Origin of the sequence: Lyngbya aestuarii BL J, from assembly GCF_000478195.2 — a bacterium.
In the GTDB taxonomy this organism is placed as follows: domain Bacteria; phylum Cyanobacteriota; class Cyanobacteriia; order Cyanobacteriales; family Microcoleaceae; genus Capilliphycus; species Capilliphycus aestuarii.
This window is the reverse complement of sequence record NZ_AUZM01000022.1, coordinates 17,048-38,459: the sequence shown is the minus strand read 5'-3', so window position 1 is coordinate 38,459 and position 21,412 is coordinate 17,048. Positions and strand designations below refer to the sequence as shown.

Sequence of the window (21,412 nt, the reverse complement as noted above, 5' to 3'; positions counted from 1 at the left end):
GCCATCACACTTCACCCTAGATTGTAGACAGTCCAGAATAAACCGGCCAACATGAGTAACATCGTGATTCCCATTCCCCCTGCTAAGGGTTGATCCGCAATCCCTGTCACCCATGGGGGAACACGCCGAGTGTAAGTTAAGGTTCCGAGAGTCTGTATACTGGTGATTCCCCAAATCAAACCTGCGTGTAAGCCGATGGCTAACCCCAAACCCTGATCGCAGAGACAAGCGAGGGTGAGTACCATTCCCATTAACCACAGTCCCGGTAATTGAGGAATTGTCTCTTGGATATTCCAAATCAAATGAGTTAAAGCAAAAATTAAACTGGTGATCGTGGCGGCAATCACAAGAGTATAATCTTGTTGCAAATGATAGTGTACAAATCCCCGAAAGACCAATTCTTCTGTCGCACTAATCCAGAATGCCAGCAAAAGGATAGACAATAGCGAACAGACAGCAGAAAAGAGGGTTGAGGATTGGGGAGAAGTCGTGAGTTCTAGAGGAGGTTGAGGTTGCCAATTGATCCAACCCAAAATCCATTCAAAGGCTAATAATACAACTAAACTGAGAATCGCCACACTCAACCCGAGAACCATCAAAATTCCGGTTGAGATTTGCCAGAACCAACCGTAGCTAGAAAAGGATAGATTCTCGACTTGAGACAGATAGCCCACCAGAAAAGGAACTATCACATACAGTGAGAGCGAGAAAAAAGGGCTTTTGTTCCTCTTTCAAGGGTTGAGGCGGATGCCAATTGAGTGCTTTTGCCGTTACGACAGCAATTGGCAACCAAACCAGTCCCCAAACCCCAAAAAATAGAGCAACTTTGATGATCGCTGGAGCATTTAGAAGTTCCCAGGGGTTCATATTCTCTTCGCGATCAATAAATAAAGTGTTTACTCTTCTTCGTGATCGATGCTGCCATTTCTCTCATCATCTTCACCGACTTGAATCAGGTGAATATGTTTGTAGCCTAATTTAATATCAAATTCATCACCCGGCTTCAATCCCATCTCTTTGGTATAGGTGGAACCGATCACAATTTGACCATTTTTGTGAACGCTGACCATATAGGTAGGAGCGCGTCCCCGACCATCGCTAGCTCCATCTGGGCTAAGAGGAATTCCCCGTGCTTTGAGAACTGCATCATAAAAATCAGTCAGATTCACACGGACTTGATCATCTTTTGTAACACTGTAATATCCACACAGTCTAGCTGTTTCTCGGCGAGGAAGGTGAGAAAGTTCTTTGACTTTTTGAAGTAAAGCCTTTCCGGTCAGGGGTGCTGTTGCTGCTTTAGACATCGTTTGACACAATCTCCTTTTGTCATTGAAAACATTAAGTCAGTCCAGTGTATGTTTCGGGCTGCTAAAAATAATATATACTTAATTTTATCAATTTGACAAAGTTTTTTTGAGTATTCTTGTGAAGATTGTAAGGATTCGGTACGGGGAATTGCTCAACAGAAGAAAAATTTTTGTCTATTTTGGGATTGGATGAAAAAATCTCGGCTGAAATTCTGCCCAAGGGATCGGCGGTCTGGGCTGACATCAGACAATTTTACTTAGGGGGTATCAGCATCCTGAGTGGATTTGTCGAGTCCTGAACGCGGAGATGCCTTCTATTTTAAAAATGACAAAGCGACTATCCTGCCTCAATGTCAGGGAATCAAAGCATTAATTTTTTGCCAACAGCAACTGCTCGCTCAGACTGTACTGTTCACGGTGAGTTGCCAATATTGACGAAATTTGTCTTGACAACAACAGGAATGATCACGGAGCAAATTTCAATCCCCTCAGAAAATACACTCAATTTGCTGAATTGCCGATGAACAAACAGTCTGGCTATCTACAGCCGGGTTTCCAACCCAGACAAAACAAACCCCAGGAACCCTGATCGGCCGCTGAGATGTTTCTAAGGTCTAATGAACTTCACTCGTTTGTGCTGAGGAGGGTTGAGAATTGACCAACAGGTATCAATTCCTACTGATGATCATTCAACTGGCGCTGGAGTTCTTTAATAGTTTTGTAAATTTCGGGGAGGCGCTTGCGAATTGCAGAAATTTTCAGATAGAGTTTATTGGGAATTGCCGGAGAATCAGAAACAATCTCTCCCGCTTTTACATTACTATGAATTCCGGCTTGGGCGGTAGCGATCGCCTTGTCTCCAATTTTGGCTTGGTTGGCGACTCCCACCTGACCTGCTAATATGACTTGATTACCGACCACCACGCCTCCTGCCAAGCCCACTTGTGCGGCTAATGCACAATTTTCACCCACCCGACAACCGTGACCAATATGGACTAAATTATCGAGTTTTGTATTTTTTTGAATTCGGGTTTCTCCGACTGCTGGACGATCAATGGTGCTATTACATCCCACTTCGACTCCATCTTCTAATACCGTCACCCCCGACTGCTGCATCTTGAACCAGCCTTCAGCAGTGGGAACGAACCCAAACCCTTCAGCACCAATAACCGCCCCGCTATGAATCACACAGTCGGCACCAATTTGACTCCGTTCGTGAATTGTACAACTCGCGTGAAGAATAGTACGTGAACCGATTTGGACGTCGGGGTAAATCGTCACATTCGGATGAATACAGACTCCATCCCCAATGGTGACACCAGCTTGAATCACGACATGAGGGCCGATATAAACTTGATCACCAATCGTTGTATTGGGATCGATTATTGCAGAAGGGTGAATACTCGGCGCTGGTCGAAAGGGTTGATAAAATAAGCCGATTGCTTCAGCAAAGACCAGTCGCGGTTGAGGGGTTGAAAGCCAAGCAATGCCCCGTTGTGTCGCTTGTGTTTGTAGCGTTTCATCGACAGGTAAAATTAAGGCGCTGGCGGCTGTTTTCTCGACGTAGGCGGCAAATTTCGGCCCTTCAATATAACTCAACATTCCGGCTTCGGCGCGATCAATAGCATCTATTCCCCAGAGTTCAAGATCAGTGGACTCAGCCGTGTTGAGGCTATGCTGAGTAATAGAAGCACTAAGTTTTTTTAGCAATTCACTAAATTTCATGGGCGACTTGATTTGATTAAACTCCACACATCATCCCCAAAAAGAAAACCTACCGTTGTAGGTTTGGTCTGATTACCATTAGATTTATTCGTCTTCACAGGAATGGTCTGTTTAAGATCGGCAAAAGTTCCTCGCTACTCCAAATCTTTATTCAGTCTGTGGAGATAATTGTACGATTAAAACGGAACAATGAGCATGATGGAGTACATAATTACTCACACTTCCTAAAATTAACTGACTTAAACCTGAATATCCTCGACGTCCCATCACAATCAGATCGGCATTCCATTCTTGGGCGACTTGACAAATTTGACGACCGGGTTTTCCTGTCAGTTGAGAATATTCGCTACTGACGAGCGCTTCTGTGGCTTGATTTGCATAGGTTTTTAGGGTTTCTACCCCTGTTTCTACATACTCTTGCCATCGTTTTTGATAGCTTTTGAGGGTTTCGAGTTCTACCATTTCGTAGTAGTTCAAACCGGTGATTCCTTCTACAATCGGACTTCCTTGTTCATCGTGAGAGAGAATATGAAGGATCATCAGCTTGGCTTGAGTGAGTTTGGCGATGGATAATGCTTTTTCAAACACGTTCTCACTCACGGTCGAAAGATCAATCGCAACTAGAATTTTTGTAAACATCTTCTTACCTCCCATCAGTTTGACAGCAGCATTGAGAAAATTGAACCCCATTAAACCCAGTCGAAACATCTGCTGTGATTATTGTTTGGGTCAGTTTCCCCAAAAATGGATGATTTCCTTGACCCGAACTTCGGTTAGCGTGCTGATCAAACGAGGGATAGAGTCCTACCAGTATCGGCACAAAAAGTCTGGTGTGTGTCTCTCGATGATTCCTGGAAACGAAAGCAGTTTTTTTGTAACCAGACCGATGCTCTAGAAGTTTTCACTGTTGATCTATATTCAATAAAATCATACTATAAAAGTGATCAATTTATTGGGTTTGGTAAGTTTTCTTAAAACTTTTGCAGAAAAAGATCCCAAATCTCAGTAAAAATACCTGAGATCACAATAGTGAGTGGGAATACCTCAGTGAGAATGGATAGCAATCATTCTACTGTTTCGGCTTCGACATCAACGACGGTTTGACTCGGAGACGAACCTTGATATTCTGGAGTGTCGGCTTTTTTTTCTGCGCTCTGACCCATTAAAGAACGGGTATAATCCACTAACATCTGATACCCTTCTGAAAAGAAAATGGTCAGCAGTAGAACATCATCGACTTGTCCTAAAATGGGGATGACGTCTGGAGAGATATCCAACGGACTGAGTAAATAAACCAAGGTTCCCAAGATCACCCATCCTCGGTATTTTGGATTACGGATGATACTGCGATAGAGGCTATACAAAGCTTGAATAGAAATCCGCATTGAATCAAAATAGAATAATTGCTAAACAGGGAACAGCGTATATGTCGTGAGGTTGTGAGGTTGTAAGATCAAAAGGCAAAAGTAAAAATCTCCCGATTTCCCGATTTCGCGATCTTCTCGTTAACCTTTTGCTTCTAGGAAAGCCACACATTCAACGTGAGGGGTTTGGGGAAAGAAGTCAATTGGCTGAACTTGAGTTAAGTGATAAAATCCATTTTCACAGAGTATTTTCAAATCACGGGCTAGAGTCGCAGGTTTACAACTCATATAAACAATTTGAGTGGGTTGCAACTTCAACAAACTCTCTAAAACTTGGCGATCGCATCCTTTGCGGGGGGGATCAAGTAAAATAATATCAGGTTTTAGGCTGAACCGAGATAAAACCTTTTGTACTGTTCCCGTTTCAAAAGTAACGTTATCAATCCCATTTAACCAAGCATTTTGGTAAGCTTGCTGTATCGCTGAGGGTTGGACTTCTATCCCAATCACCTGTTTTTGTGAGTTTTTCTCTCGGGAAGAAGCCAGAAGCTGTACTTGTTTAGCAATGGGTAGCGTTAACGTTCCGATGCCACAATAAGCATCAATGATAATTTCATCACCTTGTAAGTTTAACTGCTGTTGAATGACTTTCAAGACTGTCTCAGCCGCTTCTGTATTCACCTGAAAAAACGTTTCTGGGGTCAGATGAAAAGTCAACCCCGCAAATTCTTCCCGGAGGAAGCCTTGACCCTTAACGCAGTGAGTCTTGTCCCCAAAAATCACATTGGTTTGATTGGGGTTAATATTGAGACAAACCCCCACTAATTGAGGATATTGTTGTAACCAGGTTTCGGCTTGTTCTTCGAGTCGAGGTAAGGGGCGAGTGGCGACGAGAGTTAATAAAATTTCTCCGGTGAGTCGTCCAATTCGGACTGATAGATGTCGGATAATCCCTTGATGTTGGCGTTCATTGTAAATCGACCAGCCTTGATCTTGAATATCTTGTTTAATATTCGCTAAGAAGGGATCAAGATTTTCATCTTGTACAGGACACTGATTGAGGTTGATCAAACGATGAGAGCCTTTTTGATAATATCCTGCCCGGACTTGACCTGTCGATGACCGACTCAGAGGATAAGTGGCTTTATTGCGATAATTGAGTAGAGAGGGCGAGGGTAAAATCGAATTCACCGGGGGTTGGGAAAAGCCGCCAATGTGTTCTAAAGCTTGAACGACTAAATTTTGTTTTGTGGTCAGTTGAGCGTCATAATCAATATGTTGCCACTGACAACCCCCGCATTTATCAGCCACAATGCAAGCTGGACGAATGCGTTGAGGAGAGGGGGTGAGGAGTTTTTCGAGTTTAGCGGTGGCGTATTGGCGTTTAACGTGTAGCAGACGGGCGATAATGCGATCGCCAGGAACCGTATCGGCAACAAACACCACCCGTTGTTGGTCGCGTCCTAAACCATCGCCTGTGTCGGTCAAGTCGGTAATTTCGAGTTCAAGCTGTTGACCCTGTTTCCAAAGGGAATCACTCATGGCGCGGAGTTCACTGTAAAATTTGTTAGATATCAAGTTTTACACAGATAGCAATAAGAATTATTACTTAGTGTTTTGTTAAAATTGGCTATTTGTTGGTTTGTGTATCCCAGAGTCGCTAAACTACTTAATGTGATCTTGATAAACTCCAATTACAGATGACTGTAGTAAGCCAAGTTATTCTCAAAGCTGACGATGAACTCCGTTATCCTAGCACTGGTGAACTCCAAAACATCAGCGACTTTTTAAAAACGGGGGAACAACGGGTGCGTATTGCCACCACGTTGTCTGAAAATGAAAAGAAAATTGTTGATCGCGCCAGTGGTCAACTGTGGAAAAAGCGTCCTGACTTCCTTGCCCCAGGGGGTAATGCTTTCGGACAACAAAAAAAAGCGCTGTGTCTGCGCGATTATGGTTGGTATTTGCGTTTGATTACCTACGGGATTCTCTCTGGAGACAAAGACCCCATTGAAAGCATTGGCTTAATTGGGGTTAAAGAGATGTACAACTCTCTCGGTGTCCCGATGCCGGGAATGGTTGAAGCAATTCGCTGTTTAAAGGATGCTTCTCTAGCCCTATTAGATGAAGATGATGCCCGCGAAGCAGGGCCTTATTTCGACTTTATCATTCAAGCGATGTCTTAATCTTTATCTTTTTAGGATTACCTCACCCGCCTTTTACCACTGTAGGGGCGGGTTTTTTTTTTCGCCCTTTCCCAACTCCTGACAAATCTGTTGAGGATTAACTCCGCCTTGATATTCACAGGAAAATCCATCTTTACACCATTGTTTAAGATTAACATCACGAAGTTGAACAACGTTAGAACAAGACAGTTGAACCCCTTGACTCACAAACGCCCAAATGACAGCGCGAGTCAGATCAAGTCCGGTTTTGACAATAGACTCTCGATTTCCCGGAACCCCCGTTTCAGGGACTAGGTTCGGTTCTACCCAAATTCCGTGGGCACCGAGAATAATTTGCGCCATCCACAGCGCCCGAGGAAGATGACTTTTGGAAGTAATTAACTGAATATGATGTACATTCCACTGACTGAGAAGCGGTTGGGAAAAGACAAAATTAGTAAAGGTTGAGTTGGCACATTTTTCTAACCAAACTTGTTTTAAGGGGGTGTTGTTGCGTTCAAATAGTTTTAAAATACAAGGGTCATCAGAACCCGTTGAAATTAAAATTCGAGTGTTAGGAGACTGCGCCGCTAACTCGGAGACATATATTTCTCGCTTGATACTTCCCCCCAGAACCAAAAAGGCATCAACAGGGTGTTGGGCAGCGGAGGGTAAAGTGATCACTTGAGAAATGAGTCGAACGGAAGTCACAATCAGCAAAATTCCCAAACTAATCAGTAGAACTTTTTGAGACAGTCTACGTCTAAATACTGAGGGTTTGCTAGCGGGATGGCTCATAGAAATTGGGAACGATGAAGCAGTCTTGATGGGAATTGATGTAATTTTATTTAACACCAGATTGAGCTAACAATAACCATGAAAATCTTAAAACTTTCTGTTATTCTTTTGTCTGCTATTCTCGGTTATGGAACCATCACCAGTGTGACGGCACAACCGACTCAAGAACAACCAAAAAATCCCTATCCTCAAGAGGTTACTGATGCTTATTTAGAGGCTTGTTTGCAAGGATCTATGGCTCAAGGTTTGACAGAAAAACAGTCAAAATCTTTATGTACTTGTACACTCGAACAGTTTCAAGCTCGATATACTTTTGATGAGTTTGTTCAAGTTTATGCGGAGACTAATCAAAGTGATGAACCCCCCGCCGCAATTTTTGATGTAGGAACAGCTTGTGCAGCAACATTAACTCAATAAAACTGACAAACTTTACTTGCCATCACAATCGCCATTTCAGGGTTAAAATAATAAGGCGTTTGTCAAATAATTTCATCGCCGGGAGAGGTCATCGCTAAAATCGTATTCATCAACCCCATATTGCTCCCTGCGGTGACAACAATACAGTTTTTATCGGTGATTGAAATCTGATTTTCGGCTTGGAGTTTGGCGGCGATAACCTCTTGTAAAGGTTCAATTCCGACAACGGCTTTGTATTTGTGATTATCGGAATTGGCAAAATTAGAAATCGCTTCAAATGCGGCAGTTGGCGGGTTATAATAGACTACACCTTGACCTAACGAGATTGTACCGGGATGGGCGCTAATCAGTTCAGCAACAACGGGAATAATCGGAGACTGAACAAACTGCATTCGAGAAAATTGAGAAGTCATAAACCTTGAAAAATGAGTGATTTTTTAGTAAAATAATTTTAGACTAAATCTCTGATTACATTCAATTTAATATTAAACTTAGGTTAACTTTAACATGAAATCAATCACCCAAAAATTAACACTATTTTTTGCAGCCGGCTGTTTAGGGGGTTTAGTGAATAGTCTAGCAGTTTGGTTATTTGGACTACTGGGAATTACGACTTCTCTGGGTGTGAGTATCGCCCCTCAACTTACCCCAGCTTGGCTTTATCCTCGCATTGTTTGGGGCGGTTTATGGGGCTTTTTATTTTTTCTTCCGGGATTAGCTTACAAACCTTTTTTAAAGGGATTATTATTGAGTATTGGGCCAACTTTGGTACAGTTATTTATCGTTTTTCCGTTAAAAGCCCAAAAGGGAATGATGGGTTTGGACTTGGGGGCTTTGACTCCGGTTTTTGTGATTCTTTTTAACGCCATTTGGGGAATTGTTGCGGCATATTGGATAGACTATGTTAGCGGAAGGCGGAGAATTTAAACTTTTGAATTCAGGATATAATTATCAATCGGTTTCCAAAAGGTCGTAGGATTGAGGAGAGAGCATCGGATAGGAAATTCCTTGTTTTGCAAAGGTTTGTTTAGCCCGTTTAATTAAGTCCGTTTTGTAAATAAATTCATCCCGAGCATCGATGGGATAACATTTCAGTTTAAAGTTAGTTACCCAAGGTTTTTCATCCATAATCACCAAAACTGGTAGCATTAATTGAGTGTATTTACTCGTATACGCAACTCGGTATAAGATTTTAATCACTTTGTCAACATCAACATTATGTTCAAAATAAAAATTGGCGACAACTTGAGCTTCTACATCCCCTTTATTAGAATTGGAAATCGCTTCCGTCCAAATTTTGTTATGGGGAATAGAAACAATATTATCATCGGGTGTTTGTAAACGAATACCTCGCAAACCATAGTCAACAATTTCTCCATATTCATCTCCAATTTTAACCCGATCACCGACTTGATAGGGACGTTCAAATAAAGCAATAATTCCAGCAATAACCGAACTAATATAATCCTTAAATGCAAACCCTAACGCAACTGCAACTGTTCCCGTTAAAGCTAAAACATTGTTAGAAGACAGCTTCAAAAATAACCGAATCAACAGAATGATCGCTAAACCGAGTAAAAATGCTCTCCAAAAGGGTAAAGATTGTTTTACACTCAAGCGAAATCTGAGGGGAACTTCTTCTGCCAACCAATGAATTAACTTATCGATAGCAAACATTCCCACGTAAGTAATGGCAAGAATAATCAGGGCTTGAATGATTTTAGAAGTTGTAATTTCTGAGAGAATATCTGAAGCTTTTTCTAAACCATTATCATTATTGATTTGAGCCAAAAAATATCCGAGTAGCATTAATCCTTTTCTCCGGCTAAAATTTGATTGTCAATTAAATCTCGTTTGAGTCGAGGATAATAGGCTGAACTTAATAGTAATAATTCCTGTTGTTGCAAAATAAGTCCAGTTTTTAATAATCCCTGTACTTGAATTCTTATCTGACTTTCTGGCTCTCCTAAACTCACAGCTAAAGCTGACAAATTGATTTCTCCATGTAAGCCAATAGAAGATAATAAATATCGATCTTCTTTCGTCAGTTCCGGTAAATTGGGCAGAGTTGCTCGCTTGAGAATTAAGCGTTTTTCTTGTTTATCTTCCTGAAGTTCTACCGTTTTTGAGTTCGTTTCTTCTTGCTGTTTAACATATCGCAGGGAATCTAACCAAAGATAAGCACCAGGCTGACTTAATCCTTCGGAAATATCTGCTAAACGCTCAAAATATTGTTTTTCCTCTTTAGAAATCCAGTTTTGATCTTCATCCCATTCGTTCGCTTTATTCTCATAATTTTCTTCATTATTATCACCAAATTCTATAGGAAGGTTTTCATAAAGGGGAGTTAACCATTGTTTTAGTTGAACTGCATTCAAACTCGTTAAAGGAAAAATATGCTCAAAGCAACTATTCACTTTATAGAGATAGTTAAAATAGTTCCAAGCCCATTGATTACAACCCACCACCCAAAATCGAGAATGATCTTTGAGAATCAAATCAAACAAGTATTCGACACTATCTAATCCCTCAACACAGCGTAAAAAACATAAACTTAAGTCGGGAATAATTACTAAAGATTGGGAGTTTGTGTTGTTATCGCTTCCCTCAGAATCCTCTGAGGATTCTATTTGGCTTTGAAGCTGATTTTCAAGTGTCAAATAGTCGTCCGGGCGAGTTTCCCAAGATAGAGATTTTCTCAGTAAAGTTTCATCATTTACTTGCTCTAATGTTTGCTTAAAAATGGCTTGTGTTGGCTCAACAGGACTAAATACAATAAATAAATGGTTGGCAGAATTTTTGTTTTTTTTCCAGGGCGTTAAAACCTCTGAAAGTTTAGTTTGAATTGCATTGTTATAGACTTCTGGCAAGGATAAAGACTGAATTTTATTTTGATAATCCGCAACTTCTTCGGGGGAAAGCGGCATATAATTCTGCTCATTAAATCGGGCTTCAAGTTCAGCAGCTTGAGCCTCAATCTGGGCTTGAGCTTTAGGAAACCAAGCCTTAACTTTTTGAACAATATCTTCAATGTGAAAGTTCATCTGAATAATTAGTTTCAGACTCCGTTAAATTTTATCAACACCACTGCCAGTATCTAAACTCACCGGCCCCGCTCCAAAATAGGATACCATTAATAATGCCCCAATTAGAGCTAAATTCTTAAGAAATGCTGTTGTTTCTGCGGGATCAGCGAGAAAATTATGAAAGACTAATGTTGTGGGAATTAAAAAGGCAATTAAAACCAAAGCTCCAATCCGGGTTTTATATCCCAAAATTAACGAAATTCCTCCAACTAACTGAAAGATAATATTTCCTAAGAGCATTAAAGTCGGAAACGGTAATCCACGATCTGCGATCATTTGTTGGGTGCCTGCAAAGCCAAAAATTTTAGTAATGGCTGAATACAGAAAGATACTCGATAAAAAAGAACGTCCAACTAAAGGAATATATTTCATGGGTTTAGCTCCTTGACTAACAGTTAAAATCGGTTTATTATGAGGATAGAGAGATTTGAACTCGGGGTAAGGTGAAAGAATGGGCTTAACAAAGCGAGACTGTTGTATATTATCGCAAATCCAACTATAAACAACATTAAGACGATTTCGCCCACCGGGAAGATAATAGAAGTGAATTCCTAACCAAATTAACCATCCCAATATTCCCTGTAGTTGTAATTTATCTTTGCTAACAACACCCGCATTTCGCCCAATAATTGCTGCTCTACCTTTATCAATATATTCAAAAGGCTGAGGAGATTTACCCCGAATTTGTCGAAGAATATTATGAGCCGTTGCTTCTCCTTGTTGTAACGCTTCCGGCGCCACTCCTGCTAAGGCTTCATCCCCCAATTTCACATAAGCAACATCCCCAACCGCATAAACATGATCATAATTCGGAATTTGTAGGGTTGGCTGGACAACAATTTTTCCTTTGCGGGCGGTGGGAAGGTTTTCAGTGTCGGTGGCGGGGTTGGCTTCGACTCCGGCTGTCCAGATCGTCGTTGCTGTCGGGATTATCGTACCATCTTCTAATTGTACACCCTCTGGACTCACACGCTGAACTCGGCTGGAAAATTGCAATTTTACGCCCATTTTCTGCAAATGTTGGGCGGTATATCGACTCAGTTTTTCGGGAAAACTGACCAATAAGCGATCGCGAGATTGGAGTAAAATAACTTCAGAGAGTTGTCGTAATTGGGGATAATTCTTCGTCAATAAACTGTTCAAGAGTTCACATAAACCCCCCGCCATTTCAACTCCAGTTGGCCCTCCTCCTACAATCACAAATGTTAACAGCATTTTACACTGTTCTGGGCTTAATTCTTGTTGAGCTTGCTCAATACAAGTCAGCAAATGTTGTCGAAGTTTAACCGCATCTGAAAGTGAAACTAAGGGTTTTCCGTATTCAGAAGCACCAGGAACTTCAGCAAATTGGGGCTGACTTCCCGTGGCTAAAACCAAATAGTTGTAGTCAATTTCTCCCGCATGGGTATGAATAATTTGACGTTCAAAGTCTGTATCATTAACCTCAGCTTGCAAAAATCGAGCTTGAGGATAATTTTTTAAGATACGACTAACTGGATAAATAACCTGTTGGGGCTGTAGAAGTCCAGTTGCAACTTGATAGAGTAACGGAATAAAAGTGTTATAACTATTACGATCAATGAGTATAACGTTAACTCCCGCTTGAGCGAGAATCTTGCTAGCCGTAATTCCACTAAACCCGGCTCCAACAATCACAACCTGAGAGTTTCCAGACACAGTAATAGCTTCTATTCCTAACCGAATAATTTTATATACTTTAGCAGACCCTTCATGTTTAAAATATCTATCTTTAGGAGGTTGTTAATTTAAAATTAAATCTCATTCTTGTTTGATCTAAGGTCATCGCTATCAGGTGACGGCATTTGCCCCCCTGACTCACTCCTCTATTATGTCCTAACAACTATCCCTAACCGACAAGAGTCCGGGTTTCATCCTGAAAGAGAACTGACTTCACAATTCAATCTTATGAGTTCTAGATATAACAATACTAAGATCAGTAATTGTTTTTGTCTATGGTCGATCTTTAATTCAATTATCAACCCAACTCCTTGAGTTGATTGGGATGAAACGTGATTGAATCACGATGAGCTAGAGTTATATAAGAAGCACCCAGGAGTTGGGGTGCTTTTTGTTTTTTGATTCAATTTAAGTGAAATTGGGTTCAGAGTTAATTTTATCGGGGTTTTGTATTAAACACTTGCCACATGATAAAAACGGTAATTCCCAGATATCCAAAAACAACAAGCCAATCTAGAATTCCACTCTCAGATAAATATTGTAGATTTTGCATATTGATACCCATTGAACTGAATATTAGTGTAAAGCTTTAATGGTTCTACAATCATTAGAATTGTTTATAAAAAACACTTGTAATGTATAGCGACCTATGTTAACTTCGGTAGCATATCAAGCCAAATTTATAGATCTGGGAGTAAAAAAGATGACTGCCATCGCTAATCAAAAAGCATGGACAATTCCTGGCCCTAGTCCCCTACCGTTAGTAGGACGGACAGTGAATACAATCAACTTCGCTAAAGACTCTATTGGCTACAGTAGTGAACTGTTTAAAACCTATGGTAAAGTTGCTTCTATCGTTGCGGGAGGGGGAACAAATCTTTATTCTGCTGCTTCGGACTGTCCGGGTAGTGTGATTGCTTATGGGCCGGAAATTGTGCGTCAGGTTGCCACTCAAACTCATATTTATCATAAAGCACCTTTATCGGGAACACTTTATCGTTACAAAGATATTTCAGAACGAACTAAACCCCTCAAAAATTATGGTGTTGGATTATTTGGAGTCAATGACGAGACTCATTTACAGCAACGAAAATTGATGATGCCCGCTTTTCATCATCAACAACTTCATTCTTATCGAGATGATATGGTTGCTATCACGCAGTCAGAAATCGAACAAATTAAGATGAATGAGCCTTGTGAAATTAACCAATTTATGAAAAGGTTAACGTTACGAATCGCTACTAAGAGTTTATTTGGTGAGGATGTTACTCAAAAAGATCAAAGTGCAGGGAGTCTGCTGCAAGAAATTCTTAATATTCAAATCTCTCCTTTTACCAAACTCTTGCCCTTAGATTTACCCGGCTTTAGTTTTCATCGATATCTCAATTACTTGAGCCTGTTTGAAACACAAATGAAAGGGATTATTGCAGAAAAGAAAGCTAAAACAACTCCCGACTCAGATGTACTTTCAATGTTGATCAAAGCCCGTTATGAAGATACGGGTCATCCGTTAACAGAAGACGAATTAATTGCTCATACCGGAGTCCTTTTTCTCGCAGGTCACGAAACCACAGCCAACGCTCTAACTTGGACTTTATTATTGCTTTCCCAACATCCTCAAGTCTGTAACGATCTCCTTGATGAACTTGATAGTACCCTACATGGCGACTCTCCAAGCGTCAAACAATTACAGCAATTACCTTTACTTGAAAGAGTAATCAAGGAAAGTTTACGAGTCATAACTTCTGTTCCTTGGAATGGACGAGTAACTTCCCAGACCACTGAATTAGGAGGTTATTTATTACCGAAGGGAACAGAGGTTTTTGTGAGTATTTATCACACTCATCATCTATCTGATATTTATCGCGACCCTGAAGCATTTAATCCTAATCGATGGGAGAATATTAATCCTTCTGTTTATGAATACAATCCGTTTAGTGCTGGCCCCCGTTTATGTTTGGGTGCGGCTTTTGCGATGATGGAAATTAAAATCGTTTTAGCGATGTTGTTACAGCGTTTCCGCTGGGAATATCTTCCGGTACAAAAAATAGATCGTAATGGTTTTATTGCCATTAAACCCAAATTTGGAATGCAAATGAAAGTCTGTCCACAAGATCGGGAATTTGTGCGAGGAGTTGGCTGTGTAGAAGGTAACGTTAGAGAAATGGTAAAGTTACCTTCATAGGCTGATAAAATTTCTAGTTTTTTCAAGAATAACCTTGATATTTGTAGACTGAGTATTGCTGCTAAAATTCCGATTAACTCAGTCTACTTTTCTATAATAAACCCTTTCTAACCAACGGTTTTTTCTCTAGAATTAAATTCGGATTGCGTGTTCATCTGGAACAATTCGAGAACCATATTTTCGGGCATAAACTTGAGTGAATTCTGCCCCAAAAAATAGAATTTGAGCCGAATAGTAAACCCAAGCCAAAATAATCACCAGAGAACCTGCTGCACCATAGGTTGAACCAAAGCTACCCCGTCCGAGATAGAGTCCGAGTGCGAATTTACCAATCGTAAATAATAAAGCCGTAATTAGCGAACCAATCCAAACATCACTCCACTGAATTTTAGCATCCGGTAAGAACTTGTACATCAACGCAAATAACAGAGTAATCACACCAAAAGACACCACAAAGTTTAGAATTTGCCAAAGGAAATCTACGCCTGGAATTAAACCGCTTAAATAATTACTCAAAGCTGAAATAACTGCACTGAGAACCAGAGAAACCAATAGCAAAAATCCAATTCCCAGAACCGCAGAAAAGGAGAGAACTCGCTTTCTGATTAATCCGGCTAAACCATTTTTAGGCTTGGCTTTAACATTCCAAATTGCATTCAGAGATTCCTGCAAATGAGCAAACACACCGGATGCTCCAATCAATAGAAAAATTAGACTAAAAATTGAAGCAATACTACTAATTCGAGGTTTATCTGCATTTTGAATCGCTTCTTCTATAACCGTCGCCCCGTCTTTTCCAACTAACCCTTGAATTTGACCAACTATTTCACCCCGAGCTGCTTCTTCTCCAAAAATAGCCCCCGCGATCGCGATTACAATAATTAACAAAGGTGCTAATGAAAAAACAGTATAATAAGCTAAAGCAGCCGCTAAACGAGAAGATTTATCCTCTTGCCATTCTTGAAAGGTTTCTTTTAAAAGCCGAAAAATTTGCTTAAATCCCATCAAAATTACTCCGAGTTATTATTCAATAAATTTCCCTAAATTACGCCCCAAATTTCCGCAATCGTTGAGCATGAGCTAATGCCAATCCAATCAGATGAACACCGGGTCTTGTCCCTAATGCGCCTCGCAAACAAGCATATTCATCAAAGGTAGCCACATCATCAATTCGTGCTGTTTTGGCTTGTATCATAACTGGAACTGGATGCCAACTATGGCGGCCCATAATTGCAGGTGTAGAATGATCAGCGCTCACCACTAATACATCCGGATTTAATTGAGTAACGGTTGGCATCAGTTGATCAACTTCTTCAATCACTTTCACTTTTGCTTCAAAGTCTTCGTCTTCACCGCGACTATCTGAATGTTTAACATGAAGAAAATAGAAATTATAATCATCGCCGTAGCAAGATTCTAAAGCTTGAAACCGTTGTTTCATGCCACCCGGACGCGGTAAAACCTCCATTCCCACCAACCGACTAACACCCCGATACATGGGATAATCGGCAATACAAACCCCATTTAACTCAAAGCGATCATTTAAAGAAGGAAAAGGAACATAACGATCAAATCCTCGCATCAAAATACTATTCGCGGGGTTTTCATCGGCGAGAACTTGATTAACTTGATTGATAAAAGACCTAACTAACTCTGCTGTTGCTTCAGATTCTTCTGATGACGGCTTTGGATCTTTTGGCGGGATTCCTGTTGCTTGTGGGTCGGTATCTTCTAACTGACCATCTAATTCTTTTCCTCGTAATACAAATACCGCTCGATGTTCACTAACGGTTTCAAAAAAATATTCTCCCTCAAAATCTAATGTAACTTTTTCATTAATTTTTTTGCATAAACGACGGTTTAGATCGGTTTCAATACGACCTGCGCGACGGTCAGAAACATTTCCTTGTTCATCAAGCGTTGCGAAGTTAACTCGGGCGGCAATATCTCCCGGTTGTAAGTCAAATTCAATCCCCAAAGCTGATAAAATCCCCCGACCTACATCCCAGGATAGGGGATCATAACCGAACAAACTTAAATGACCGGGGCCACTGCCGGGGGTAATTCCTGGGCCGACAATTTCTAAGAGTCCACAACTCGACTGTTGGGCAATTTGATCGAGGTTGGGAGTGTGAGCAATTTGGAGTTCAGTGCCTCCTTTTTCGGGGTGAGGAAGTCCTCCAACACCATCGAGAATTATGTATATAATCTTGCCCCCTCGTTCCCAGGCGAGTTCTTCCCAAACGGTTGTTATATCCATGATAATTGTTTCCTCTAATCGATAATTAATATATCTGAAATCAGATGATTTAACTGAGGCTATGCTCGCCGTACCTCGAATTTCCAGTAATTTTTGGTTAAAGATTCCGATTATAGACTAATATCTTGAGAATATATAAATATAGATCAAATTTCCTCTAACCTAAGACAGATTAATCGCTATGAGAAGATATAAATCAGGATGGGGAGGCTCAGTTAGTCCACAGGGAACAGTAAACAGTTAGCCTTGTTTGCCCTTAATTTACAAAAAATTTAGTGGGGACATTTTAAACTTGTATACGATTAGTCTTAGTAACGCCCAGTGTTTTGCAAACTTAAGCCAGAGATTGTAAAATCTAATCGGTTATTTTGATCCAGATGAATAATGTGTTGAACTTGATCAATTTTCAGAAAGTTTTAATATTTTCTTGGTCAGTCTACTATTTTCCTCTGCTAAAATAGCAATTTTTGAGACGATTAGCCTTTTCTGGGAACTGTTCTCAGTCAAGTTGAGGGAGACTATTTTTAACGAGAATGCCCTTTCCAGCTAAAGTTATGACCTATGGAAGATAAAACTAAGAGGGGATTTCAACTATATTATATATGGGGTAAATTTTAAAAAACTTGATTTTTACAACCTATATTTTAAATCAAAACAGCGTTAAATCCAAAACCAAAACAGGAGGTTATCACAAATGAGAGTACCCAGTTATCTAAAACAAGTTCAGATGGGATCACCGGGGGGAGGAAGAAGCAGGAAAGAGTCTTCATCGGTTCACCTCACCGAAGATCAAATCGCTAGCATCACACAAGACAAGGAAATTAAGGCGGCTCTCGGCCGTCCCATTAAGCGCATCATTCGAGATAAACAGGACAAAATTATTCTCAATGTCGGTGATTTAATTACTCATAAAGCTGTCCTAAAAGCTAGACAAATCGGTGTATTGGATGTATTACTGAATTCTGTTTATCGCCGCTCCTCTAAACCCTCAATAGAAGAATAGAAACTGAAATATCCAGCTCAATGTCTCAATTTTTTTTAAATAGACATAACATTGATTAATTTTTTATCTCTTACTGGAAAGCTAGATTATGTTGAAAATTTAGCGAAAATTTAGGCAGTTTACTGACAGTTTTATTAACATAATACAAAAGTAAAAAAATGAATAGCTCATCCGTTTCTCCAAACTTAAAGAAAAAAGCATTAAACTTGCGTCTAACTGGATGGAGTTGCTTCTGGTTGCAAATTGTAGGGGTTTTAGTTTCGGGAATTTCCTTGTTGTTTGTGATTACAGGTCGTCAGATTTCTGCCCAAACCAATCCAGCAATGGGATGGGGAGTATTTTTGGCGATCAGTGGAATGATCGCTGCGGTCGTCAGTATTATTTTGGCATTTTGGTATACGCAAGTGGGTCAACGTTTACGAAAAGCGGATTCCACTCAACCCCCTCCAAAATCAGATTTAACTCGACTGATTCAACTGGGGTTAATCATCGGTTTAGGAGGAATGTTTGTGACTTTAATCGGTTCAGGTTTAACAGCAGCAGTATTAGTGGCCAAAACAATTTCTCAACCTCCGGGAACCACATTAACCGATGCCAGTGAAGCCGTGCGGGCGCTAGATGTTTTGATTATGGTGGCTAATTTGAATGGAGTTGCGGCTCATTTTATTGGGACTGTGACCTCAATCTGGTTGAAATATCAAATCTAAATGTAATGGTAATAAAAAAATAAATTGGGTAAGTGGATCACAAAAGTGAAATCTTTCGCTTAAAAAAATGGGATAGCACTGACGAACTTGGGAAAGAGTTTACGTTCAAACCTTGCCTAAAGGGACTTTTTGACAAAAAAAGCTGTAATCCTTTGATAATCGAGGTTACAGCATCTTTTAAGCGAACAGGAAAAGTGAAATTAATTTTTTAATGGACATTTCCCGAACAATGTTTAACGAAGGTGTAATTGAATCATAGAATAAGCGAAAAGGGTTAGGTAGCCACCAATAGCGATGACAACGATATATGTCAACCCAGCTTTAGGTAATGATCAGGGTGAGGGTAGTCAGTCAGTGCCTTTGAAAACCTTGACACAAGCATTATCTCAAGCGCAGTCTGATACAACAGTACAACTTGAGGTTGGAACTTACAGCGCCGCCAGTGGAGAAATTTTTCCGTTAAAGATTCCTGCTGGAGTGATTGTTATGGGGAATGAGTCAGGGAAAGGCAGTGGTATTTTGATTGAGGGAAGTGGTCTTTTCCCCAGTGTGAGTGCAGGTCGTCAAAGTGTTACCTTATTATTAGAAAATAAGGCTCAACTCCGAGGTGTTACTGTCAGCAATAGCGAGATTCGCGGAACGGGGATCTGGTTAGAGTCTGCAACAGTAACAATAGCCAACTGTACTCTAACGCATAACAAACGGGAAGGGATTTACGCCACAGGTTCAGGAAGTCCGCAGATTCTCAATAATCTGTTGATCGAGAATATTGGCTATGGCTTGTCGATCGTCGGGACTGTCACCGGAGAAGTCCGGGGAAATATCTTTCAAAATACTGGATACGGCCTTTCTATCCAAGACCAGGCTGCCCCCTACATTAGCGATAATGGCATCTTTGAAAATCGCTCGGGGATCTTGATCTCAGGTGATGCCAAGCCCATCTTACGCCGCAATAGAATTGAACGCAATAGTAGTGATGGCATCGTCATTACTCAAAATGCTGCCCCTGATTTGGGATCTTCTCAAGATCCGGGGAGAAATACCTTCACCGCTAATGGCGGATTTGATGTACAAAATAGTAGCCTTGTGGCGATCGCTTCCTTTGGCAATCAGGTTAGCGGAAATCGCATTCAAGGTAATGTCAATGTTGTTGCTCAGAATTTTACTACAGTTTCAGTTATGACTCTTTACGTTAATTCCACTACAGGAAATGATTCTAACTCCGGTACTCAATCGAGTCCATTTAAAACAATTACAAAAGCCCTCCAACAAGCCCAAGCGGGAACCGTTGTACAAGTCGCACCGGGAACCTATACCGCAGCTAGTGGAGAAAGCTTTCCGATCTTTGTCTCGTCTGGGGTGAAGCTTTCTGGAAATGCAGCTAAAAAGGGTCAGGATACTCAAATTACCGGAAGTGGACGGTTTACCAGTCCGAGTGCGGCAGGTCAGAATGTGACGGTGTGGATGGAAAATGGTTCTACGCTAGAAGGATTTAGTGTCACCAATGACCAAATTCGCGGAACCGCCGTTTGGATCGAATCAATTTCTTGTACCGTGAGTCAATGTACTTTTGCGAAATCTAAGCGAGAAGGGGTATTTATTACCGGAACCGCGACTCCTGAAATTTTAAACAGTGTATTCCTGCAAAATGCCGGGAATGGAATTGCTTTAGCCGGAAATGCCAAAGGAGAAATTCGCGGTAATAAGTTTCAAGATACTGGATATGCGATCGCAGTACAATCTCAAGCCGCGCCGTTAATTGTAGATAATGAGATTTCAGGAAATCGCACCGGATTGGTTCTCTCCGGGAGTAGTAAACCCGTTTTACGGAAAAATCTAATTGAAAAGAACCTCCAAGATGGGTTAACTGTAATTGCAGATGCCCTTCCCGATTTAGGCAATTATCAAGATCCGGGTGAGAATATTTTCCGCGATAACGGCAAATATGATGTGCAGAATGCGGGAAAATTTAAACTGATCTCCGTCGGAAACCAAATTAACCCGAATAACACAAAAGGAGACATTGATTATGGTATTAGTGACCCCACACCCACACCCACACCCACTCCAACCCCCACTCCTACACCCACACCTGGTGGTAATGGTCTAACCGATATTAGTACACATTGGGCAAAAGCGTTTATTGAGGGGTTAGTTGATTTAGATATTATTAGCGGTTATCCTGATGGTACTTTCCGACCCGATAATAGTTTAAGTCGCGCTGAACACGCCGCATTATTAGCAAAGGCGTTTGAACTCACTCCCATTCGTTCCGGGACGAACTTTAAGGATATTGCCTCTGATTTCTGGGCAAAAGCGGTAATTGAGAAAGCCAACCGGGGGGGATTTTTAGCCGGGTTCCCCGATGGTACATTTCGGGCTAGCCAAAATTTAACTCGCGCCCAAGCCATTGTATCGTTAGTAAATGGATTGAAGCTGACCGGGGGAACCTCGAACTCTTTACTCGCTTATAGCGATCGCGCCCAAATTCCGAGTTTTGCGACAGATGCGGTGGCGACAGCAACAGAAAAACGAATGGTGGTTAATCATCCCCGTCGGGATTTATTGTCGCCTCAACGGGATATTACTCGCGGAGAAGTGGCAGCGATTTTATATCAAACCTTAGTGGCGACAGGTCGCGCCCAGAGAATTGATTCTCCTTATATTGTCTAAGGTAGGGTGAAGTTCGAGAAATTC

The 21,412-nt window shown here is 40.9% G+C and carries 21 protein-coding genes and 1 pseudogene; 7 read left to right on the top strand and 15 right to left on the bottom strand.

The window, feature by feature from the left end; all coding sequences use genetic code 11:
* Nucleotides 1–11 precede the first annotated feature (11 nt).
* The 7 genes from M595_RS11530 to rlmD form a co-directional block, all read right to left on the bottom strand.
* Nucleotides 12–674 carry a CPBP family intramembrane glutamic endopeptidase gene (locus M595_RS11530; protein ID WP_238987064.1) on the bottom strand — a complete coding sequence of 221 codons (663 nt, stop codon included), beginning with the start codon at nucleotides 672–674 and terminating at the stop codon, nucleotides 12–14.
* The gene (locus M595_RS32285) at nucleotides 634–867 is read right to left on the bottom strand and encodes a hypothetical protein (protein ID WP_023066401.1); all 234 of its coding nucleotides are present in this window, start codon (nucleotides 865–867) and stop codon (nucleotides 634–636) included. Before M595_RS32285 ends, M595_RS11530 begins: the two co-directional genes overlap by 41 nt.
* A gap of 29 nt (nucleotides 868–896) precedes the next feature.
* Nucleotides 897–1,304: an AbrB/MazE/SpoVT family DNA-binding domain-containing protein gene (locus M595_RS11525; protein WP_023066374.1), complete on the bottom strand. Its 408-nt coding sequence runs from the start codon at nucleotides 1,302–1,304 to the stop codon at nucleotides 897–899.
* 678 nt (nucleotides 1,305–1,982) lie between these two features.
* Nucleotides 1,983–3,032: a UDP-3-O-(3-hydroxymyristoyl)glucosamine N-acyltransferase gene (gene lpxD / locus M595_RS11520; protein ID WP_023066417.1), complete on the bottom strand. Its 1,050-nt coding sequence runs from the start codon at nucleotides 3,030–3,032 to the stop codon at nucleotides 1,983–1,985.
* Nucleotides 3,033–3,179: 147 nt separating this feature from the next.
* Nucleotides 3,180–3,740 carry a universal stress protein gene (locus M595_RS11515; protein ID WP_083492816.1) on the bottom strand — a complete coding sequence of 187 codons (561 nt, stop codon included), beginning with the start codon at nucleotides 3,738–3,740 and terminating at the stop codon, nucleotides 3,180–3,182.
* Nucleotides 3,741–4,096: 356 nt separating this feature from the next.
* A complete protein-coding gene (locus tag M595_RS11510; RefSeq protein WP_023066367.1) occupies nucleotides 4,097–4,417 on the bottom strand; it encodes a YkvA family protein in 321 nt (106 codons plus the stop codon).
* A gap of 120 nt (nucleotides 4,418–4,537) precedes the next feature.
* The gene (gene rlmD, locus M595_RS11505) at nucleotides 4,538–5,938 is read right to left on the bottom strand and encodes a 23S rRNA (uracil(1939)-C(5))-methyltransferase RlmD (RefSeq protein ID WP_023066431.1); all 1,401 of its coding nucleotides are present in this window, start codon (nucleotides 5,936–5,938) and stop codon (nucleotides 4,538–4,540) included.
* 158 nt (nucleotides 5,939–6,096) lie between these two features.
* On the opposite strand from rlmD, the gene M595_RS11500 reads away from it, so the two are divergent.
* A complete protein-coding gene (locus tag M595_RS11500) occupies nucleotides 6,097–6,582 on the top strand; it encodes an allophycocyanin subunit alpha-B (protein WP_023066434.1) in 486 nt (161 codons plus the stop codon).
* Nucleotides 6,583–6,615: 33 nt separating this feature from the next.
* Here the strand turns inward: M595_RS11500 and M595_RS11495 are convergent, their stop codons facing one another.
* Nucleotides 6,616–7,359 (bottom strand): YdcF family protein, encoded by a 744-nt coding sequence (locus tag M595_RS11495; protein WP_023066433.1) that lies wholly within the window; start codon nucleotides 7,357–7,359, stop codon nucleotides 6,616–6,618.
* Between the two features lie 78 nt (nucleotides 7,360–7,437).
* Here M595_RS11495 and M595_RS11490 point away from each other — a divergent pair, with 78 nt between their 5' ends.
* Nucleotides 7,438–7,776, top strand: a complete 339-nt coding sequence (locus tag M595_RS11490; RefSeq protein ID WP_023066437.1) for a hypothetical protein — start codon at nucleotides 7,438–7,440, stop codon at nucleotides 7,774–7,776.
* Between the two features lie 65 nt (nucleotides 7,777–7,841).
* Here M595_RS11490 and M595_RS11485 read toward each other — a convergent pair.
* Nucleotides 7,842–8,189 (bottom strand): annotated as a pseudogene (locus tag M595_RS11485) (aminotransferase class I/II-fold pyridoxal phosphate-dependent enzyme); the annotation flags it as partial.
* Between the two features lie 94 nt (nucleotides 8,190–8,283).
* On the opposite strand from M595_RS11485, the gene M595_RS11480 reads away from it, so the two are divergent.
* On the top strand, nucleotides 8,284–8,703 hold the full coding sequence (locus M595_RS11480; RefSeq protein ID WP_023066428.1) for a hypothetical protein: 420 nt from the start codon (nucleotides 8,284–8,286) through the stop codon (nucleotides 8,701–8,703).
* Nucleotides 8,704–8,727: 24 nt separating this feature from the next.
* On the opposite strand, the gene M595_RS11475 is transcribed toward M595_RS11480, so the two are convergent.
* From M595_RS11475 to M595_RS32710, 4 genes are all read right to left on the bottom strand, one after another.
* On the bottom strand, nucleotides 8,728–9,585 hold the full coding sequence (locus M595_RS11475; RefSeq protein WP_023066373.1) for a mechanosensitive ion channel family protein: 858 nt from the start codon (nucleotides 9,583–9,585) through the stop codon (nucleotides 8,728–8,730).
* On the bottom strand, nucleotides 9,585–10,820 hold the full coding sequence (locus M595_RS11470) for a hypothetical protein (protein ID WP_023066394.1): 1,236 nt from the start codon (nucleotides 10,818–10,820) through the stop codon (nucleotides 9,585–9,587). Before M595_RS11470 ends, M595_RS11475 begins: the two co-directional genes overlap by 1 nt.
* A 24-nt stretch (nucleotides 10,821–10,844) precedes the next feature.
* Nucleotides 10,845–12,539 (bottom strand): FAD-dependent oxidoreductase, encoded by a 1,695-nt coding sequence (locus tag M595_RS11465; protein ID WP_023066399.1) that lies wholly within the window; start codon nucleotides 12,537–12,539, stop codon nucleotides 10,845–10,847.
* A 457-nt stretch (nucleotides 12,540–12,996) separates the two neighbouring features.
* Entirely contained in the window at nucleotides 12,997–13,125 is a 129-nt protein-coding gene (locus M595_RS32710) for a hypothetical protein (RefSeq protein ID WP_275044461.1), read from the bottom strand.
* A gap of 138 nt (nucleotides 13,126–13,263) precedes the next feature.
* On the opposite strand from M595_RS32710, the gene M595_RS11460 reads away from it, so the two are divergent.
* Complete coding sequence (locus tag M595_RS11460; RefSeq protein WP_023066400.1) at nucleotides 13,264–14,745, top strand: cytochrome P450; 1,482 nt, start codon at nucleotides 13,264–13,266, stop codon at nucleotides 14,743–14,745.
* Between the two features lie 132 nt (nucleotides 14,746–14,877).
* On the opposite strand, the gene M595_RS11455 is transcribed toward M595_RS11460, so the two are convergent.
* Nucleotides 14,878–15,750 carry a YihY/virulence factor BrkB family protein gene (locus M595_RS11455; protein ID WP_023066389.1) on the bottom strand — a complete coding sequence of 291 codons (873 nt, stop codon included), beginning with the start codon at nucleotides 15,748–15,750 and terminating at the stop codon, nucleotides 14,878–14,880.
* Nucleotides 15,751–15,790: 40 nt separating this feature from the next.
* Nucleotides 15,791–17,005 (bottom strand): 2,3-bisphosphoglycerate-independent phosphoglycerate mutase, encoded by a 1,215-nt coding sequence (locus tag M595_RS11450; protein WP_023066423.1) that lies wholly within the window; start codon nucleotides 17,003–17,005, stop codon nucleotides 15,791–15,793.
* A gap of 694 nt (nucleotides 17,006–17,699) precedes the next feature.
* Between M595_RS11450 and M595_RS11445 the strand changes: the two genes are divergently transcribed.
* The 3 genes from M595_RS11445 to M595_RS29230 all read left to right on the top strand — a co-directional run bounded on the left by M595_RS11445 (nucleotide 17,700) and on the right by M595_RS29230 (nucleotide 21,388).
* Nucleotides 17,700–18,008 (top strand): hypothetical protein, encoded by a 309-nt coding sequence (locus tag M595_RS11445; RefSeq protein WP_023066439.1) that lies wholly within the window; start codon nucleotides 17,700–17,702, stop codon nucleotides 18,006–18,008.
* 158 nt (nucleotides 18,009–18,166) lie between these two features.
* Nucleotides 18,167–18,715 carry a DUF3611 family protein gene (locus M595_RS11440; protein WP_040483974.1) on the top strand — a complete coding sequence of 183 codons (549 nt, stop codon included), beginning with the start codon at nucleotides 18,167–18,169 and terminating at the stop codon, nucleotides 18,713–18,715.
* Between the two features lie 294 nt (nucleotides 18,716–19,009).
* Nucleotides 19,010–21,388, top strand: a complete 2,379-nt coding sequence (locus M595_RS29230) for a DUF1565 domain-containing protein (RefSeq protein ID WP_071809909.1) — start codon at nucleotides 19,010–19,012, stop codon at nucleotides 21,386–21,388.
* Nucleotides 21,389–21,412 lie beyond the last annotated feature (24 nt).

Coding starts and splice junctions, on each gene's coding strand:
- lpxD (WP_023066417.1), bottom strand. CDS start 3,032: ATGAAATTTAGTGAATTGCTAAAAAAACTTAGTGCTTCTATTACTCAG.
- M595_RS29230 (WP_071809909.1), top strand. CDS start 19,010: ATGACAACGATATATGTCAACCCAGCTTTAGGTAATGATCAGGGTGAG.
- M595_RS11440 (WP_040483974.1), top strand. CDS start 18,167: ATGAATAGCTCATCCGTTTCTCCAAACTTAAAGAAAAAAGCATTAAAC.
- rlmD (WP_023066431.1), bottom strand. CDS start 5,938: ATGAGTGATTCCCTTTGGAAACAGGGTCAACAGCTTGAACTCGAAATT.
- M595_RS32710 (WP_275044461.1), bottom strand. CDS start 13,125: ATGGGTATCAATATGCAAAATCTACAATATTTATCTGAGAGTGGAATT.
- M595_RS11480 (WP_023066428.1), top strand. CDS start 8,284: ATGAAATCAATCACCCAAAAATTAACACTATTTTTTGCAGCCGGCTGT.
- M595_RS11500 (WP_023066434.1), top strand. CDS start 6,097: ATGACTGTAGTAAGCCAAGTTATTCTCAAAGCTGACGATGAACTCCGT.
- M595_RS11475 (WP_023066373.1), bottom strand. CDS start 9,585: ATGCTACTCGGATATTTTTTGGCTCAAATCAATAATGATAATGGTTTA.
- M595_RS11525 (WP_023066374.1), bottom strand. CDS start 1,304: ATGTCTAAAGCAGCAACAGCACCCCTGACCGGAAAGGCTTTACTTCAA.
- M595_RS11445 (WP_023066439.1), top strand. CDS start 17,700: ATGAGAGTACCCAGTTATCTAAAACAAGTTCAGATGGGATCACCGGGG.
- M595_RS11515 (WP_083492816.1), bottom strand. CDS start 3,740: ATGTTTCGACTGGGTTTAATGGGGTTCAATTTTCTCAATGCTGCTGTC.
- M595_RS11450 (WP_023066423.1), bottom strand. CDS start 17,005: ATGGATATAACAACCGTTTGGGAAGAACTCGCCTGGGAACGAGGGGGC.
- M595_RS11470 (WP_023066394.1), bottom strand. CDS start 10,820: ATGAACTTTCACATTGAAGATATTGTTCAAAAAGTTAAGGCTTGGTTT.
- M595_RS11490 (WP_023066437.1), top strand. CDS start 7,438: ATGAAAATCTTAAAACTTTCTGTTATTCTTTTGTCTGCTATTCTCGGT.
- M595_RS11460 (WP_023066400.1), top strand. CDS start 13,264: ATGACTGCCATCGCTAATCAAAAAGCATGGACAATTCCTGGCCCTAGT.
- M595_RS11455 (WP_023066389.1), bottom strand. CDS start 15,750: ATGGGATTTAAGCAAATTTTTCGGCTTTTAAAAGAAACCTTTCAAGAA.
- M595_RS11495 (WP_023066433.1), bottom strand. CDS start 7,359: ATGAGCCATCCCGCTAGCAAACCCTCAGTATTTAGACGTAGACTGTCT.
- M595_RS32285 (WP_023066401.1), bottom strand. CDS start 867: ATGAACCCCTGGGAACTTCTAAATGCTCCAGCGATCATCAAAGTTGCT.
- M595_RS11510 (WP_023066367.1), bottom strand. CDS start 4,417: ATGCGGATTTCTATTCAAGCTTTGTATAGCCTCTATCGCAGTATCATC.